This window comes from Sediminispirochaeta bajacaliforniensis DSM 16054 (assembly GCF_000378205.1).
GTDB lineage: Bacteria > Spirochaetota > Spirochaetia > DSM-16054 > Sediminispirochaetaceae > Sediminispirochaeta > Sediminispirochaeta bajacaliforniensis.
Window position 1 is genome coordinate 35,011 of record NZ_KB899426.1, and the last position, 14,444, is coordinate 49,454.

Annotated in this window: 13 protein-coding genes; 6 read left to right on the forward strand and 7 right to left on the reverse strand. The window is 51.7% G+C overall.

Annotation, left to right across the window (positions count from 1 at the left end):
- Positions 1 to 9: 9 nt before the first annotated feature.
- The 4 genes from nuoF to F459_RS0117725 are packed head-to-tail and all read right to left on the reverse strand — an operon-like array spanning position 10 to position 3,278.
- Positions 10 to 1,797, reverse strand: a complete 1,788-nt coding sequence (nuoF, locus tag F459_RS0117710) for an NADH-quinone oxidoreductase subunit NuoF (RefSeq protein WP_020614052.1) — start codon at positions 1,795 to 1,797, stop codon at positions 10 to 12.
- A gap of 13 nt (positions 1,798 to 1,810) precedes the next feature.
- Positions 1,811 to 2,203 carry a (2Fe-2S) ferredoxin domain-containing protein gene (locus F459_RS0117715; protein WP_020614053.1) on the reverse strand — a complete coding sequence of 131 codons (393 nt, stop codon included), beginning with the start codon at positions 2,201 to 2,203 and terminating at the stop codon, positions 1,811 to 1,813.
- A gap of 14 nt (positions 2,204 to 2,217) precedes the next feature.
- Positions 2,218 to 2,769, reverse strand: a complete 552-nt coding sequence (locus F459_RS0117720) for an ATP-binding protein (protein ID WP_020614054.1) — start codon at positions 2,767 to 2,769, stop codon at positions 2,218 to 2,220.
- Positions 2,769 to 3,278, reverse strand: a complete 510-nt coding sequence (locus F459_RS0117725; protein ID WP_154651730.1) for an NADH-quinone oxidoreductase subunit NuoE family protein — start codon at positions 3,276 to 3,278, stop codon at positions 2,769 to 2,771. Before F459_RS0117725 ends, F459_RS0117720 begins: the two co-directional genes overlap by 1 nt.
- A gap of 301 nt (positions 3,279 to 3,579) precedes the next feature.
- Here F459_RS0117725 and F459_RS0117730 point away from each other — a divergent pair, with 301 nt between their 5' ends.
- Together F459_RS0117730 and rmuC are read left to right on the forward strand one after the other, a co-directional pair.
- Positions 3,580 to 4,239 (forward strand): redox-sensing transcriptional repressor Rex, encoded by a 660-nt coding sequence (locus tag F459_RS0117730; RefSeq protein WP_020614055.1) that lies wholly within the window; start codon positions 3,580 to 3,582, stop codon positions 4,237 to 4,239.
- Positions 4,229 to 5,086 (forward strand): DNA recombination protein RmuC, encoded by an 858-nt coding sequence (gene rmuC / locus F459_RS0117735; RefSeq protein ID WP_020614056.1) that lies wholly within the window; start codon positions 4,229 to 4,231, stop codon positions 5,084 to 5,086. Before F459_RS0117730 ends, rmuC begins: the two co-directional genes overlap by 11 nt.
- Before the next feature lie 7 nt (positions 5,087 to 5,093).
- Here rmuC and F459_RS0117740 read toward each other — a convergent pair whose 3' ends face one another.
- On the reverse strand, positions 5,094 to 6,185 hold the full coding sequence (locus tag F459_RS0117740) for an endonuclease/exonuclease/phosphatase family protein (protein WP_020614057.1): 1,092 nt from the start codon (positions 6,183 to 6,185) through the stop codon (positions 5,094 to 5,096).
- A gap of 121 nt (positions 6,186 to 6,306) precedes the next feature.
- Between F459_RS0117740 and F459_RS0117745 the strand changes: the two genes are divergently transcribed.
- Both F459_RS0117745 and F459_RS0117750 read left to right on the forward strand, forming a co-directional pair.
- The gene (locus tag F459_RS0117745) at positions 6,307 to 8,238 is read left to right on the forward strand and encodes an AMP-dependent synthetase/ligase (RefSeq protein ID WP_020614058.1); all 1,932 of its coding nucleotides are present in this window, start codon (positions 6,307 to 6,309) and stop codon (positions 8,236 to 8,238) included.
- 31 nt (positions 8,239 to 8,269) lie between these two features.
- On the forward strand, positions 8,270 to 9,394 hold the full coding sequence (locus F459_RS0117750) for an N-acetyltransferase (RefSeq protein ID WP_020614059.1): 1,125 nt from the start codon (positions 8,270 to 8,272) through the stop codon (positions 9,392 to 9,394).
- Positions 9,395 to 9,408: 14 nt separating this feature from the next.
- Here F459_RS0117750 and F459_RS0117755 read toward each other — a convergent pair whose 3' ends face one another.
- Positions 9,409 to 10,020, reverse strand: coding sequence for an ATP-dependent Clp protease proteolytic subunit (locus F459_RS0117755; protein ID WP_013256242.1), 612 nt, complete (start codon positions 10,018 to 10,020; stop codon positions 9,409 to 9,411).
- A gap of 139 nt (positions 10,021 to 10,159) precedes the next feature.
- On the opposite strand from F459_RS0117755, the gene era reads away from it, so the two are divergent.
- Positions 10,160 to 11,044 carry a GTPase Era gene (gene era / locus F459_RS0117760; protein ID WP_020614060.1) on the forward strand — a complete coding sequence of 295 codons (885 nt, stop codon included), beginning with the start codon at positions 10,160 to 10,162 and terminating at the stop codon, positions 11,042 to 11,044.
- Positions 11,045 to 11,061: 17 nt separating this feature from the next.
- Here the strand turns inward: era and lysS are convergent, their stop codons facing one another.
- Entirely contained in the window at positions 11,062 to 12,639 is a 1,578-nt protein-coding gene (gene lysS, locus F459_RS0117765) for a lysine--tRNA ligase (protein ID WP_020614061.1), read from the reverse strand.
- 129 nt (positions 12,640 to 12,768) lie between these two features.
- Here lysS and F459_RS0117770 point away from each other — a divergent pair, with 129 nt between their 5' ends.
- The gene (locus tag F459_RS0117770) at positions 12,769 to 14,439 is read left to right on the forward strand and encodes a Na/Pi cotransporter family protein (RefSeq protein ID WP_020614062.1); all 1,671 of its coding nucleotides are present in this window, start codon (positions 12,769 to 12,771) and stop codon (positions 14,437 to 14,439) included.
- Positions 14,440 to 14,444: the final 5 nt, after the last annotated feature.

The following is a 14,444-nucleotide window of genomic DNA, read 5'->3' on the forward strand; positions in this document are numbered from 1 at the left end:
CCTCCTTAGCTACCGTACGTAGACGGCGTCGAATTTACATGCTTTGTAGCATTCACCGCACTTGATACAAATATCATGATCGATTTCATGAAGCTGTCTCCGCTCTCCGTTGATGGCATGAACGGGACACTTTCTGGCACATACACCGCAACCGATACATTTGTCGGCGAGGATATGGTAGCTGATCAGCGGTTTACACTTTCCTGCGGGACAACGCTTATCCTTGATATGCGCCTTGTACTCGTCCCCGAAATAATGGAGGGTCGACATGACCGGGTTCGGAGAGGTCTGGCCGAGACCGCAGAGACTTGCCTTCTGCATCGCCTTCCCGATGGTCTTGAGTTTTTCGATATCCTCCATCTCTCCTTCGCCTTTTGTGATTCGGTCGAGGATGTTGTAGAGGGTCCGCCCGCCGACACGGCAGGGGGCACACTTTCCGCAAGACTCTTCAACGGTAAAACCGAGATAAAACTTGGCGACATCGACGATACAGTCGTCTTCGTCCATGACGATCATTCCGCCGGAACCCATGATCGAACCCAACTTCTGCAGCTGTGAATAATCGATGGGGGTATCAAGATAGTCGGCGGTAATAACACCACCGGAGGGGCCACCGGTCTGCACAGCCTTAAAAGCCTTGTTTCCGGGGATCCCGCCGCCGATATCGTAGACAATCTCTCGTAAGGTGGTTCCCATCGGGACCTCTACCAAACCGGAGTTTCTGATCTTTCCGGTAAGGGCGAACACCTTTGTTCCCTTGGAATCTTCGGTTCCAATCTTGGCAAACCAATCGCCGCCGCGGGAAATGATGACGGGCACATTCGCCCAGGTTTCAACGTTGTTGATGACCGTGGGACAACCCCAAAGTCCCTTTGTAGCAGGAAAGGGAGGCCTCGGTTTCGGCATTCCTCGTTCGCCCTCGATGGAGGCGAGAAGAGCGGTTTCTTCACCGCAGACAAAGGCACCGGCACCAAGTCTGATCTCTATATCGAAATCAAAACCGCTGCCAAGGATATCTTTGCCCAAAAGGCCGTACCCTCTCGACTGCTCCATGGCAATCTGAAGGCGCTTGATGGCAAGCGGATACTCGGCCCGAATGTAGATATAGCCCTGATTCGCACCGACGGCGATACCTGCGATGGTCATCGCTTCGATGATCGAATGGGGATCACCCTCAAGGGTCGACCTGTCCATATACGCACCGGGATCACCTTCGTCGGCGTTACAAACGATGTATTTGACATCGCCGGCAGCCTGTTTGGTGAAGTTCCATTTCATCCAGGTAGGGAAACCGGCCCCGCCACGGCCCCTAAGCCCTGCAGCCTTCAATTCATTGATGATATCCTCGGGCTTCATATCGAAGAGGGCCCTTTCCAGCGCCTTGTAGCCGTCGCGGGCTATATATTCATCGATATTTTCGGGATTTATAACACCGCAGTTTCTCAAGACGATACGAAACTGCTTCTGGTAGAACTCGATATCCTCGACCCTCGCCCGTTTCTTACTCTCGTCTCTATTGTACAACAGCCGCTTAACCTCACGGCCTTTGACGATATGCTCGGAAATGAGCTCTTTTGCATCTTCGGGCGAAACACGCACGTAAAAAGAATCTTCAGGAAGAATCTTGACGATTGGTCCCTGTTCGCAGAAACCGAAACAACCGGTTTTTACGACCTGGACCGTATCCTTTAAGCCCTGGGCCTCACATTCCGCAATGAGGTTCTTGAATATTTGGTCCGATTTGCTTGATTCACAGCCGGTACCGCCGCAGACAAGAATATAGTTTGTAAATGCCATGTTCCGGTTCCTCCTATTCTACAATGTCGGCGGCGGGCCGGTCGTAGATATGATCGTTGACCAGAGCCTTACCCTGAATGTGTTTACGCACAATCTTTCGGGCCACCTCTGCATCAACCTTACCGTAGATCACGTCGGGCATATCCGGCATAATTACCTCAACCGTAGGCTCAACATAGCAGAGCCCCATACATCCGGTTTGAGTCACCATCACCTTTTCGGTGAGCTTTTTCTCATCAAGCTCCTGAAGGAAGGCATCGAGTGTCTCCTTCGCACCGGCCGCGATTCCACACGTCCCCATTCCGACAATGATCTGTATGTTTTTATCAGCAACATCTCGTTTATTGAGTTCTTTTTTCTTGGAATCTCTCAACTTCCTGAGTTCTTCCAGGGTCATTTTTGCCATCTCTGGCCTCCTCATTAGTCTCTATCATCTTCCTGACTTATTAGGAAGGTTCGGAGAAGCGACAGGGAAGAAGCGCTCCGGAAATCTCCAAGCGCATCCGCAAGCTCGCTCCTGGTAATTTCGTACCGATGAAGATTATCACCGGATTTCAAGCTACGTCGAAACACCATTTCATACTCGCTGCTCCAGGTAAGAGCAGGGAGAAGAAAAGCAGGCAACGCCCCGATCGGAGGCAGATCAATGTTATCCTTCGGAAGAACAAAAGAGATGCAGGTCCCTTTTCCTTTTTCCGAAACAATCTCGACCGTTCCATCGACCTGTTCGACCATTTGCAGTAAGAAGGGAATACCCAAACCTACTTTCCTTTGTCGGTGTTTTGTTCCGTCCGAGTAAAACGGGTCTTTCGCCCGTTCCAGCTCCTGTTTGCTCATCCCGCAGCCGTTGTCACGAAGTGTTACGGCTATCTGTCTCTCATCCTCATCGAAGCTCAACTCAATGAGCGATGCCTTTGCCTCGATGGAGTTCTGGACAAGATCAAGCAGAAGATCACAGACGGACTCGTGCATCAGCTCTCCTGAAATTTCGCCAGTATCTCCGGGAGTTGCTCCTTGGTCAGTTTTCCGAACACCTCATCACCGATCACCATCACGGGAGCAAGGCCGCAACAACCGACACAGCGCACAGCTTCAAGCGAAAACTGTCCGTCGGGAGTAACCTGATTGACACCAATCCCGAGAATATTCTCGAGTTCCTGAATGATGTCCTCCCCCCCCTTCAGATAACACGCAGTCCCCATACACACCTGAATATTGTGTTTTCCGGGTTTTGTCAGCTTAAAGAAATGATAAAACGTGACCACACCGTAGATTTTTGCCAGTGGGACATCCAACATTGAGGCAACCCGTTTTGCCGCTTCACGAGGAATATAGCCGAACTCTTCCTGAACCTTATGCAGGATCATGATCAAGTTTCCCGGCTTATTTTTCCACTCCTCAATGAAGGCAACCAACGAATCAGAGAATTTCATCTCAACTTCACTCTGCACAGACATGGAACCTCCAAAAAAATTTAACATCTGCCCAACACAGTTTCCCTGAGCATATTAGAGCAAAAATCAGACAAAAGGCAAGATAATAACCACTTCTTTTATTTATATTGTGAAAAAACATTGAAAAATGATTGCACCAAAGAATAATAAACAGTAATATTAAGTAATTTTTGTGAAATGCGTTTTTTAAATGTTCGAGTTTGCAACAAAGAACAACAATTAGGGCTTGCAAAAAAATGAAATATAGCACATTTTCTATTATATGTTATATGTTTCACAGAAAGCACGTAATTTTTCTTAAAAACCAAAACAAAGGGAACGGTAAAGTATGAATAAGGATATTATTCTCAGACTTACCAAATACAAAAGACTTTTGTACAAATTAAAAGCCCTCGGTTTTGAGCGAGTCTTCTCAAACAACCTCGGAGACGCGATCGGCGTAACCCCCGCACTGGTACGAAAAGATTTTTCAACCCTTAACCTCCCGGGTAACAAGCGGGGGGGCTACAACATCGATATGCTCATCGAGCGGCTGGACAATCTTCTCGGCAGAGACCAGCCTCAGCATGTCATTGTCGTCGGTTGCGGCAGGATCGGAACGGCACTGATGCAGTACAGCGGTTTTTCTACCGACGGTATAGAATTTGTTGCAGGCTTCGATATCCGTCCCGAGGAAGTACGACCTCCCTCTTCTATTCCGGTCTACGGAATGGAGACACTCGAAGAGTTCATTAGGGAACATCATATCAGGGTGGGAGTCATCGCCGTGCCCGACACCGAGGCCTCGAAGGTGCTTACCCAAATGGTGGAAGCCGGTATCCGGGGTGTGCTCAACTTTGCACCGGTAGAATTGAAGTGTCACAATGAAGAGTGCCACAGCAACTGCATCATCCACAATGTAAATATCGCGTTGGAGATCGAACACCTATTTTACCAGGTAAACGCGAAAGAAGCCGGGGAAGAGGAAGACGGCAACTGTGCCGATTGATCTACTCTCGATTGCCCTTATCGGCATTTTTCTCCTTTTTCTTCTCCTTCTTATCATTTTTTTCAGAAGACGGCCTTCTCAAACCGTCGATCAGACCTTACTGCGGGAAAGCTTCAACCGCCTGGAAGAGATGGCCCGCAGGCTGGACGATATCGGTCGCATCTTTTTGTTGCCCCGAACAAGAGGAGGGATCGGAGAAACCCTCCTGGAACAGTTGCTTGGCAACTGGCTTCCTGCTGCCGCATGGAAACGACAATACCGTTTTTCCGATGGGGGAAGGGTTGATGCCGTCATCCGCGCAGGCTCCTTTTTGGTTCCCATCGATTCAAAATTCCCCCTGGAACGGGTTGCCGGACTGCTGAAGGATGATACCACAGGAGAAGATCGGAGGATTCCGCCCGCAGAACGAAAGGTATTTACCGCCTACGCGCGGGAAATCTCGGAAAAATATATCCGCCCGGAGGAAGGGACTCTTCAATTTGCCCTCCTTTATCTTCCATCGGAACATATCTATTATCGCTGTTTTGTTGAAGACCCATCGCTCTCGGAAGAACTCCTATCCTTCCACGTGGTACCTGTCGGCCCTTCGGCACTCTTTCTCTATCTCCAGACAGTGGCCTACGGTCTGAAAGGGCTCTCCCTCCCGCAGAAAGCCAAAGAACTTCGTTCCCATATCCAAAGAATCAAGTCGGAAACCGAGCGCCTGGAGCGCCTCTTTTCAACCTCTTCCACGCATCTGAAAAACCTTCAAGCCAGCTTCGACGATTCCCGTACAGCCCTGGCAAGACTATCGACAACCAGTCATCGCCTTGGCGATGACAGCACTGACGCCTCCGAAAAGGAGTAGCACACGATCATTCGGAACGAAGGGTTGCCACAATCGGAAGATGATCTGAATAACCATAGCCATCCCGCATACGATAGGAAACCGGAATCCCATTCTCATCACACCAGGGAACATCGGCCGCAACGCTGAAAGAGTCCAGATCGATCCCCCTACCGTCGACCAGCGCCGCGGAAAAAAGCATATGATCGATACCTTCCCATCCCCCCCGATAGTAGTAGCTTCCGTTGCAATCGCAGCTTGGCCAGGGAGTATACAGAGGAAGCCCGCAACCATCGGCTCCCGCATCTTCCCGATCTCCACTAATCCATAAGCCCTCAGCTTCATCGAAGAATACGCCACTGTTCTCAAGCTCCCCGGATTGCCTTTTCGCCGAAACAGGAAGCAAGGCCGTCTGGTATGCACCGCCGACAAGGTCCCACTCATTCCACGCCTCGTTGAGGTCGCCCACGACAATCACCTGACGCCCCTCAAGCTCCTGTATGCGCTTTCGGACCAAGGAGGCCGAGGCAATACGAAGGGGCTCAGTATCCTCTGCACCACCGGACTTTGATTTCCAGTGGCAAACGAAGAGAAAAAGGGGCTCCCCCTCTTCCATCTCAAGCTCGACTTCAAAGATCGGCCGAAGCGAGGGAGAAGAAGGCAGATGGATCGACCTGGAGCGGGCCTTGCGAATAGGGAAACGGCTCAAAATCCCAAGCTGTACCGCCGAATCAGCCCCCTGGGAAGCGGCCCAATAGTCGTATCCAAGCCCCTGCAAGTAATCGTTTGCCAGATCATCAAGAACACCCCCATGCTCGATCTCCATAAGCATGACCACATCCGCACCTCCCGGCACGGCCAGCCTGATCACCTCCGAAAGCGAAGCCAGTCGTCCCCGGTAATCCCCGAGGCCCCAGCCCGAAGCAGGATCGAACTCCGGATATTCCGTCCCGTCGTCCCGAGCATCGAATACATTTTGCACATTCCAGCTCATGAGAGAGATACGGTCATCACGCCGGGACTCCGTGGGCCAGGAACATCCCGTACAGGAGGAAAGAAAAACGGCCATTGCGAAAACGATAAACCCGAAAGAAAAAATAGTGATTTTTCCCTCTTTCATAATTGTTAAGACTCGTTAAGCGGTTCATACTATTCAAAATTTTCCTTTTTTCAGGGGAAAACTTTCGATACGGCTATTACTGGTTTATAATATGCAACCAGAAACGTAAGAAGGAGGCACCATGCGAACAATTGTTACGCTGCTACACCAGGCCGAAAAACGGTATGGTGACCGTCCCTATCTCACAACCAAAACAGACGAAGGGTGGAGTCCGATATCCTTTCACAGCGCGGATACCCTCTCCCGGACCGCCGCAGCCTGGTTTTTACATCAAAAGGGGAAGAGAGGCGATCGGGTTGCCCTCCTCGCCGAAGGACGCCCCGAATGGGTTATTTCAGAGTTCGCAATGATCAAGGCGGGCCTCGTGTCGGTCCCCCTTTCCATTAAGCTCCTCTCCGAAGAAGTTCCCTTCAGACTGAACCACTCCTCGTGTCGGTATGTGGTTCTCAGCCGTATCACCCTTGGAAAACTTCTCGATACCTGGAAGCAGGTAGAGACAAAGCCACTCTTAATCCTCCTCGACGATCCCGATGACGACGAGCATAATCGAATGGAGGGGCTGGGCATCACCAAAGGCCCGGGATGGATAAGCTGGAGCAGCATCATCAAAGAGGGACGGCTTCTACTTGAAGCGGAACCGGAACTGGTCGAGCAGTCGGAAGCGCTCATCGCAGAAGATGATACGGTCAATATCTGCTATACCAGCGGGACCACGGGAAACCCCAAAGGGATCATGCTCACCCATCTCAATTACTGGACCAATGCAAACGATGCGGTAAACCATTTCAAGCTTCCCGATGCCGAATGTGAAACCCTGGTGATCCTCCCCCTCGACCACTCCTTCGCCCACACCGTGGCGATCTATGCCGCTCTTGCCCGGGGAATCACCCTCCATTTTGTGGATGCCCGCGGCGGATCCATGAGTATACTGCGAAACATCCCAGTGAATCTGACCGAAACAAACCCGACCTTTCTCCTTACGGTCCCGGCCCTTTCCGGGAATTTCATGAAAAAGATCATTCACGGCATCGCTCAGCAGGGCAGCCTCGTGGAAAAGCTGTTTCACAGCGGCATTACAGCGGGGATAGCCCTTGAGGGGGACGGCTTTCACAAGCCATCCATGTCGACAAGGTTACGCTACACGCCGATACACCGCATGGCAAAGGCCCTGGTCTTCAACAAGGTCAAGGCAATCTTCGGCAACCGCATCGGTTTCTGTGTCGGAGGCGGCGCCCTTTTAGAGGTAAAACAGCAACAGTTTTTCGCGGCTCTGGGTGTTCCCATCTTTCAAGGCTACGGTCTGACCGAGGCCGCCCCCATCATCAGTGCAAATACTCCCCACAAGCACAAGTACGGCACCAGCGGAAGCATCATGCCTTCGGTAACCTGTAAGATCATGAAAAGCGAAACCGAGGAGGCAAAGGTCGGGGAGATCGGCGAAATCGTCATCAAGGGCGACAACGTCATGAAGGGATACTACCGTAATCCCGAGGCTTCGGCAGAGGCCCTCAGGGATGGTTGGCTCTGGACCGGGGATCTTGCCGCCTATGACGAAGACGGATTTCTGGTGGTGGTGGGCCGGCAAAAGGCGCTCCTGATCAGCAGCGACGGGGAAAAATATCCCCCGGAGGAGATCGAAGAGGCGATAAGCAATGCAAGCGACGCCTTCAACCACATCATGGTCTACAATGAACAGCGGAAGTTTACCACTGCTCTTGTTACACTGAACGAAGAGCACTGCCGACAACTTTTTTATAGGGAAGGGGTACAGGAGGCCCACAAGGCCCTCGAACTCATCAGGGAGGAATTCTTCCGCTTCAAAGAAGCCGGGAGAGGAGGGAAAAAGGTACCCTCGGCCTGGGCCCCCGCTTTTTTTGAGCTCATCGGCAAGCAATTTGACGAAAAAGAGGGCCTTATCAACAGCACCATGAAAATGGTCCGCTACAAGGTGACCGACCACTATCGTGATCGGATAGAGGCAATGTACCAAGACGAGGACCTTTTTAACCAACGAAACATAGAGACCTTACAAAAGCTCTTTGACCTTCGTTGAAGATAACAGACCCACCACGTAAGGAGTCCCTATGGATATTGAGTTGAAAGCGGTTAGAACTTCTGCAGATAGAAAAGCTTACGCCCTCTTTCCTTTCTCCCTATTTAAAAAAGAGCCCCTCTGGGTCCCACCGCTTCTGCAGGATGAGCTTAAGGTGCTCGATCCCGCGAAGAACCCGTCGCTGAAATTTTCACCCCATGAAAGCTGGATCGCCTACCGCGATGGAAGGGCCGTCGGAAGAATCACCGTCCTCATCAACACCCGTCTCAATGAGGCAAAGGGAGAACATGAGGCGAACTTCCATATGTTCGACTTTATCGACGATATCGAAGTTTCCGGAGCACTTCTTGAAAGGGCCGCCGACTGGGCCAGAGCGAAAGGGGCAACAGCCCTCACCGGTCCTCTGGGCTTCCACCATCTCGAGCATCTCGGCTTTTTGGCTGAAGGTTTCGAAGAGCTGCCAACCATAGCCGGGCCCTGGAATCCTCCCTACTACATCGAGCATCTGCAGAAGCTGGGCTATGAAAAAAAGACCGGCTACATCGAGTTTCGTATTACCGTTCCGAAAGAAATTCCCGATAAGCTTCGCCGCCTCAACGAACTGATAAAAAAGCGAAGCAAACTGACCCTCGTGAACTTCCGAAACAGAAAGGAGGTCCTTCCCTACGCCCATGAAGTCTTCAGGATTATCAATGAAGCGTACAGGCCCCTATCATCGGTAGCAGATATCGCACAGGAAGAAATCGAAGTCCTGATACAGCAATACTTTTCCTTCGTCCTTCCCCAATACGTAAAGGTTGTGAAAAATGAAAAGGGCGATGTGGTAGGTTTCGGCGTGGCAATGCACTCCATGAGCAGGGCCTTCCAAAAGGCAAAGGGCAGGCTTTTTCCTTTCGGCTTCATTCACATCCTGCGTGCGCTCAAGCACGAGGAAACCCTGGACCTCTATCTTGTCGGGGTACTGCCGGAATATCAATCCATGGGAATTCCCGCCCTGCTGATCTACGAAATTCTGAAAACCAGCATGGAACGAGGCATCAAATGGGCAGAAACCACTGCAGAACTTGAGGACAACCATAGGGTCCAGGAGCTTTGGAGCATGTTCGAACGCCGCCAGCATAAGGCGCGGAGAATCTATAGAAAGCTTCTCACCTAATTATGAGATGCCCTCTACACTCCGAGTTCGTCACGGGTTTTTGCCACTCTGGAAATCAAACCGTAATCAACGGCCTCTGTTCCATTGAGCCAGTAATCACGATCGGTCTCTTTTTCGACCTTATCGAGGTCCCTGCCCGTCTCCTCACTGATGAGTTGGTTGATCCTGATCCGCAGTTTTTGAAGCTCCCGGGCATGAATCTCTATCTCGGTGGCAACACCGCGAATCCCGGAAAGGGGCTGATGAATCAGATAATGGCTGTTGGGCAGACCGATGCGGTGCTCTACAGGGGCTGCCAAAAGAATAATGGCTGCGGCACTGGCAACCAAGCCCATGCCGATGGTGTACACATCGGGCTTAATGAAACGCATCATATCAAAGATGGCAAAGCCTGCATCGGCATCGCCTCCGGGGCTGTCGATAAAAACCTTGATGGGATCATCGCTTTGAGCTTCCAGCAAGATCAACTGGCGCACTACCCGTTCGGCAAGCTCCTTGTTGATCTCTCCGGACAAAATGATGGTTCTCGTCTCCATCATCTTTTCCATCAGCGGGTCGGGACCGCCCTTTTTGGCATCATTGGTATCGTTCTCTTCCTCTTCGATCCGGAAGATGGAATCTCTCATATCTGTTCCCCTCTTACTCTTTGCTTGCTTATCTTTTGAGTATACCAACAAGCAAAGCGAAAGGCAACGCACTTCGTTCCATAGCTTCGTTCCATAACCGGCATAGCCTTGAGAAAATGCCGGTCATGGGATAGACTCCATGGCAATGAAATCAGCATGGATAACCCTTATCGGTCGCCCCTCGGTGGGGAAATCGACCCTGGTCAATCGCCTTTGCGGTAGAAAAATTTCCATCGTGGCAGCCTCTCCCCAAACTACAAGGAGTACCGTCAGGGGAATCCTTACCGAAGAACGGGGACAGTTGGTGTTCGCCGATACCCCGGGCTACCACATCTCGGATAAGAAACTGAATCGTTACCTAAAAACGGCGACCGAAGCAGCCCTGGTAGAGTGTGAATTAGTTCTCTATATCATCGATGCCACAAGGTCGGCGGGACAGGAAGAACGGGAGATAGCAGGGCTTCTCGCTCCCCTGGCCGAAAAAGTCGTGGTTGCGGTCAACAAAAGTGATCTTCCCGAAGCCTCTATCCTTGCTGCCGAACAAGCAGCCGCCGCAGCGTTTCCCGGTCGGCCGATTTTCACCATATCCGCCGAAACAGGCGAGGGAACCGAAGAGCTCCTGAACACCCTCTTTGACCTCTCTCCCGAAGGAGAACTCCTCTATCCCGAGGAGTTCTACACCGATCAGGATCCGGAATTCCGTGTCACCGAGATCATTAGAGAACAGGTAATCGGGAGGCTGCGGCAGGAACTGCCCCATGCCGTCTACGTTGCCGTCGAAGACATGGAAAGCGACGGGAAGGGTGAAAAACTCTGGATCAGAGCCGTTATTTATGTCGAAAGGGAGAGCCAGAAGGGAATCGTCGTAGGAAAGGGCGGAAGCGGCATCGCCGCCATACGGAAAGCATCCCAGGCTGAGATCGCCCGCCTCTTCCCCTATCGCATCCACCTCGACCTGCGGGTCAAAAGTGATCCCAAGTGGCGTAGTCGGGATCAGCTTTTGAAACGCATGACCGGCAATTAGCGGTTGTGTAGCAGCGACTACGAAAGTACTCGATCAAGAATGGCAAGAACCTTATCCCTCCCTAGGGTCAGGATGAAGGAGGCAAGCCGCGGTCCCTTTTCCTTACCGATGAGCACATGGTAGCAAAGGGTAAAGAGCTCCTTTGCATCAAGGCCTGCTGCTTCCGCCACGGCATAGATCGCCTCGGCAAGGCTCTTTTCGTCGTGATCCGCCAGGGTATCGACCTGATTGCGAAGCAGGGACAACGCCTTTTTCTCCAAATCGCTGAAATTCGGCAGTTCATCGCCGGCCTTTCGCAGAGAGAAGCGAAAATCCTCGGGACTGAAGGTGGTGATCCAATTCCAGGCACAGCGACAGCGTACCTCAAGCCTTTTGCGCTGGAGCGGCTTTAGGTCCGGATAGAGATCGAGCACCGCCTCTATGTCCCCCTCATTGGCCTGAAGAAGATTGCAAAGGTGGCGAAGGGGTACCTGATAGGGCATCACCTCGGGAAGGGCAGATACCTGGGAAAGCTCGTAGATGCGCTTCTCCTTATCCGCCTTTTTGGCACTGATCTCCTGGACCCCGAAATAGACCCGCTCGCATTTATCGTAGTCTTCATAAATCTTCAGCACATCGAGGTCGAAACTGATGGCGAACTCGGTGTTCGGCCTGGTTCCGGCAAAGAGATAGCGCACGATCTCGGGTTGGTAGACCTCAAGGACATCGGGAAGGGCGATGACCTCACCGCTGGAGGAAGAGATCTTGCCCCCCCGCCCCTTTATCCTGATAAAGTCGTACTGAAAGGAAACAGGGGCCTTCCCCCCGTAGACCTGCTCAACAACCTTACGGGCGGTATCGAAGGAACCGCCTTCCGAATGGTGGTCCTTTCCTGCAGGTTCGAAATCCACCCCCTCCAGGGCCCAGCGCATGGGCCAGTCGACCCGCCAGGGCAACTTCACCGCAGCGGTCGTACGAAGATCGAGGGACTCTTCCTTACCCGTCTCATTGCAACGATAGCGCAGGCCCCACTCGCCGTCCCAGTCGAGAACGGTGGTGGTGTCCTTGTCGGTAAAGGTGGAAAATACGGAAACAGGCCACCACTCATCGGGAAGGGGGCTGGTCCTGTGCTCATTCAAAATCGCGCGTATGGTATCACGCTTTTCAAGGGCCTGCCTGATCCCCTTCGCATAGTAGGAAGAACGGTATCTGGAGGCCTGATAGATGTACTCAGGTTCGACCCCTACACCGGGAAGCAGGGCCTCGAGCTCCTTCTCGTTGGCATCAGCATAGCTTGCATAGCGTCCCGAGGTATCGGGAACAATGGTGATCGGCTTACGCAGATAGGTCTCAAGCAGTTCCGGTTTCGGCATATTTTTAGGAACCTTACGAAAGACATCGTAATCGTCCCAACTGTAGATAAAACGAACCTTCTTGCCCCGCTCTCTCAGCGCCCTGACAACCAGTTCAACCGAGATGATCTCTCTGAAATTACCGATATGAACCGTTCCCGAGGGGGTAATCCCCGAAGCACAGGTATAAACCTCTTTATCGCCCCGCTCACGGATAATCTTCTCGGCGGTAACATCCGCCCAGTGGAAAGCATTCGTACTCATAGGAGGTTATTATAGGCAGATAACCCCAAGGCGTGCAAGCGGTCCCAAAAGGCCGGAGTGCCGGACAGATACCTTCCAATTCTCTTTCGTTTCTGTTATTTTTTCGTTACATTTCTGTCAGGAGTACCAATGATCTATACCATCCTCCAGATAGTTGGAAGCCTCGGTCTTTTCCTCTTCGGAATGAGAACCATGAGCGACGGCATCCAGAAAGCGGCGGGAGAACGACTCCAGGCTATCCTTAATTTTATGACCGTCAATCGTTTTGCGGCCATTTTTACAGGATTCGCCATTACGGCCATCATCCAGTCCTCATCCGCAACCACCGTCATGGTCGTCAGCTTTGTAAATGCGGGGCTGTTGCAGCTCACCCAGGCCATCGGTGTCATTATGGGTGCGAACATAGGAACCACCGTTACCGGATGGATCGTGGCGATCCTCGGCTTTAAGGTAAAAATATCGGCAATGGCCCTGCCGGCTATCGGTATCGGCCTACCCCTTATCATCATCAAAAAACTGGAAAAAGAAGAGGTCGGAGAGGCTATCATCGGCTTCGGCATTCTCTTCCTCGGTCTATCCTTTCTAAAGGATTCCGTTCCGGACATAAAAAACCATCCCGAAATTCTTCAATTTCTGAGTAACCTTACCGGCAGCGGTCTCGGTCCCTTCCTTCTCTTCGTCATGGTGGGCACGCTTCTAACCATCGTGGTGCAATCCTCCTCTGCCGCCATGGCCATCACCCTTACCATGGCATATGCAGGATGGATCGACTTCCAAACCGCCGCAGCCATCGTCCTCGGAGAGAATATAGGAACCACCGTCACCGCCTATCTTGCATCCATAGGCACAAGCGTAAACGCACGGAGGGCAAGCCGGGCCCATACCCTTTTCAATGTTTTCGGTGTCTTCTGGATGATGATATTCTTCCGTCCCTTCCTTGCCATGATAAATATGATGGTCCCCGGAGATGTCTTTGCCCCCGGCAGCGCAAATCTCATCCCGAGCCATCTTGCAATGTTTCATACCATGTTCAACATCACCAATACCATCATCTGCAGCTTTTTCATCAAACAGATCGCTCTTGTCGTAACAACCCTCGTTCCGGAAGAGAAGGGGAATGTATCGGGAAATTATCGCCTCAAGTACATATCGGCGTCCCTTCAGGACACGCCGGAGCTTTACCTTCTAACGATAAAGAAAGAGCTTGCAAAAATGACGAGCATCGTCAGCGAGATGTTCGACCGGTTTTGGGAGGTCTTCGATCATCCAGATAAAAAAATGGGCGGCGAAGTCGAACGACTGAAAGGCATGGAAGATTTTACCGATCAGATGCAGGAAGAGATAACACGATTTCTCTCTTCATGCAGCCTGGACAGCATGAACAAGGTAAGCGCAGCCAATGTCTACAGCATGATGAGAATCACCAACGAACTGGAAAGCATAGGCGACGGCTGCTATAACCTTATCGTCCTTGCCGAACGCCGATACAAAAAGAAGCTGAAAATCGACAAAGAGGCCGTCGAAGATCTGCGCCCCTATGCAGATCTGGTCCATGAATTCCTTGAATTCATAACAAGTCACCTCAACGCGCACCTTTCCCGGCAAGACCTTGAGGTGGCGCAAAAGATAGAGACGAAAATCAACAAGCGGCGAAACACCCTGAAAAAGAACGCTACAAAGCGGCTTCAGCACGGGGCGGAAGTCAAAGCGGAGCTCCTCTATATCGATGTCGTTCGTCACGTCGAACGGATCGGGGATCACTGCCTGAATGTCGCCGAGAGCCTGCGCCAGGTCTACTAAGCGCT

What these genes read in the sequence shown, in the direction of transcription:
- F459_RS0117770 (WP_020614062.1), top strand. Translation starts at nt 12,769, where the DNA reads ATGATCTATACCATCCTCCAGATAGTTGGAAGCCTCGGTCTTTTCCTC.
- nuoF (WP_020614052.1), bottom strand. Translation starts at nt 1,797, where the DNA reads ATGGCATTTACAAACTATATTCTTGTCTGCGGCGGTACCGGCTGTGAA.
- era (WP_020614060.1), top strand. Translation starts at nt 10,160, where the DNA reads ATGGCAATGAAATCAGCATGGATAACCCTTATCGGTCGCCCCTCGGTG.
- F459_RS0117750 (WP_020614059.1), top strand. Translation starts at nt 8,270, where the DNA reads ATGGATATTGAGTTGAAAGCGGTTAGAACTTCTGCAGATAGAAAAGCT.
- F459_RS0117715 (WP_020614053.1), bottom strand. Translation starts at nt 2,203, where the DNA reads ATGGCAAAAATGACCCTGGAAGAACTCAGGAAGTTGAGAGATTCCAAG.
- F459_RS0117720 (WP_020614054.1), bottom strand. Translation starts at nt 2,769, where the DNA reads ATGCACGAGTCCGTCTGTGATCTTCTGCTTGATCTTGTCCAGAACTCC.
- F459_RS0117745 (WP_020614058.1), top strand. Translation starts at nt 6,307, where the DNA reads ATGCGAACAATTGTTACGCTGCTACACCAGGCCGAAAAACGGTATGGT.
- lysS (WP_020614061.1), bottom strand. Translation starts at nt 12,639, where the DNA reads ATGAGTACGAATGCTTTCCACTGGGCGGATGTTACCGCCGAGAAGATT.
- F459_RS0117755 (WP_013256242.1), bottom strand. Translation starts at nt 10,020, where the DNA reads ATGAGAGATTCCATCTTCCGGATCGAAGAGGAAGAGAACGATACCAAT.
- F459_RS0117740 (WP_020614057.1), bottom strand. Translation starts at nt 6,185, where the DNA reads ATGAAAGAGGGAAAAATCACTATTTTTTCTTTCGGGTTTATCGTTTTC.
- F459_RS0117730 (WP_020614055.1), top strand. Translation starts at nt 3,580, where the DNA reads ATGAATAAGGATATTATTCTCAGACTTACCAAATACAAAAGACTTTTG.
- F459_RS0117725 (WP_154651730.1), bottom strand. Translation starts at nt 3,278, where the DNA reads ATGTTAAATTTTTTTGGAGGTTCCATGTCTGTGCAGAGTGAAGTTGAG.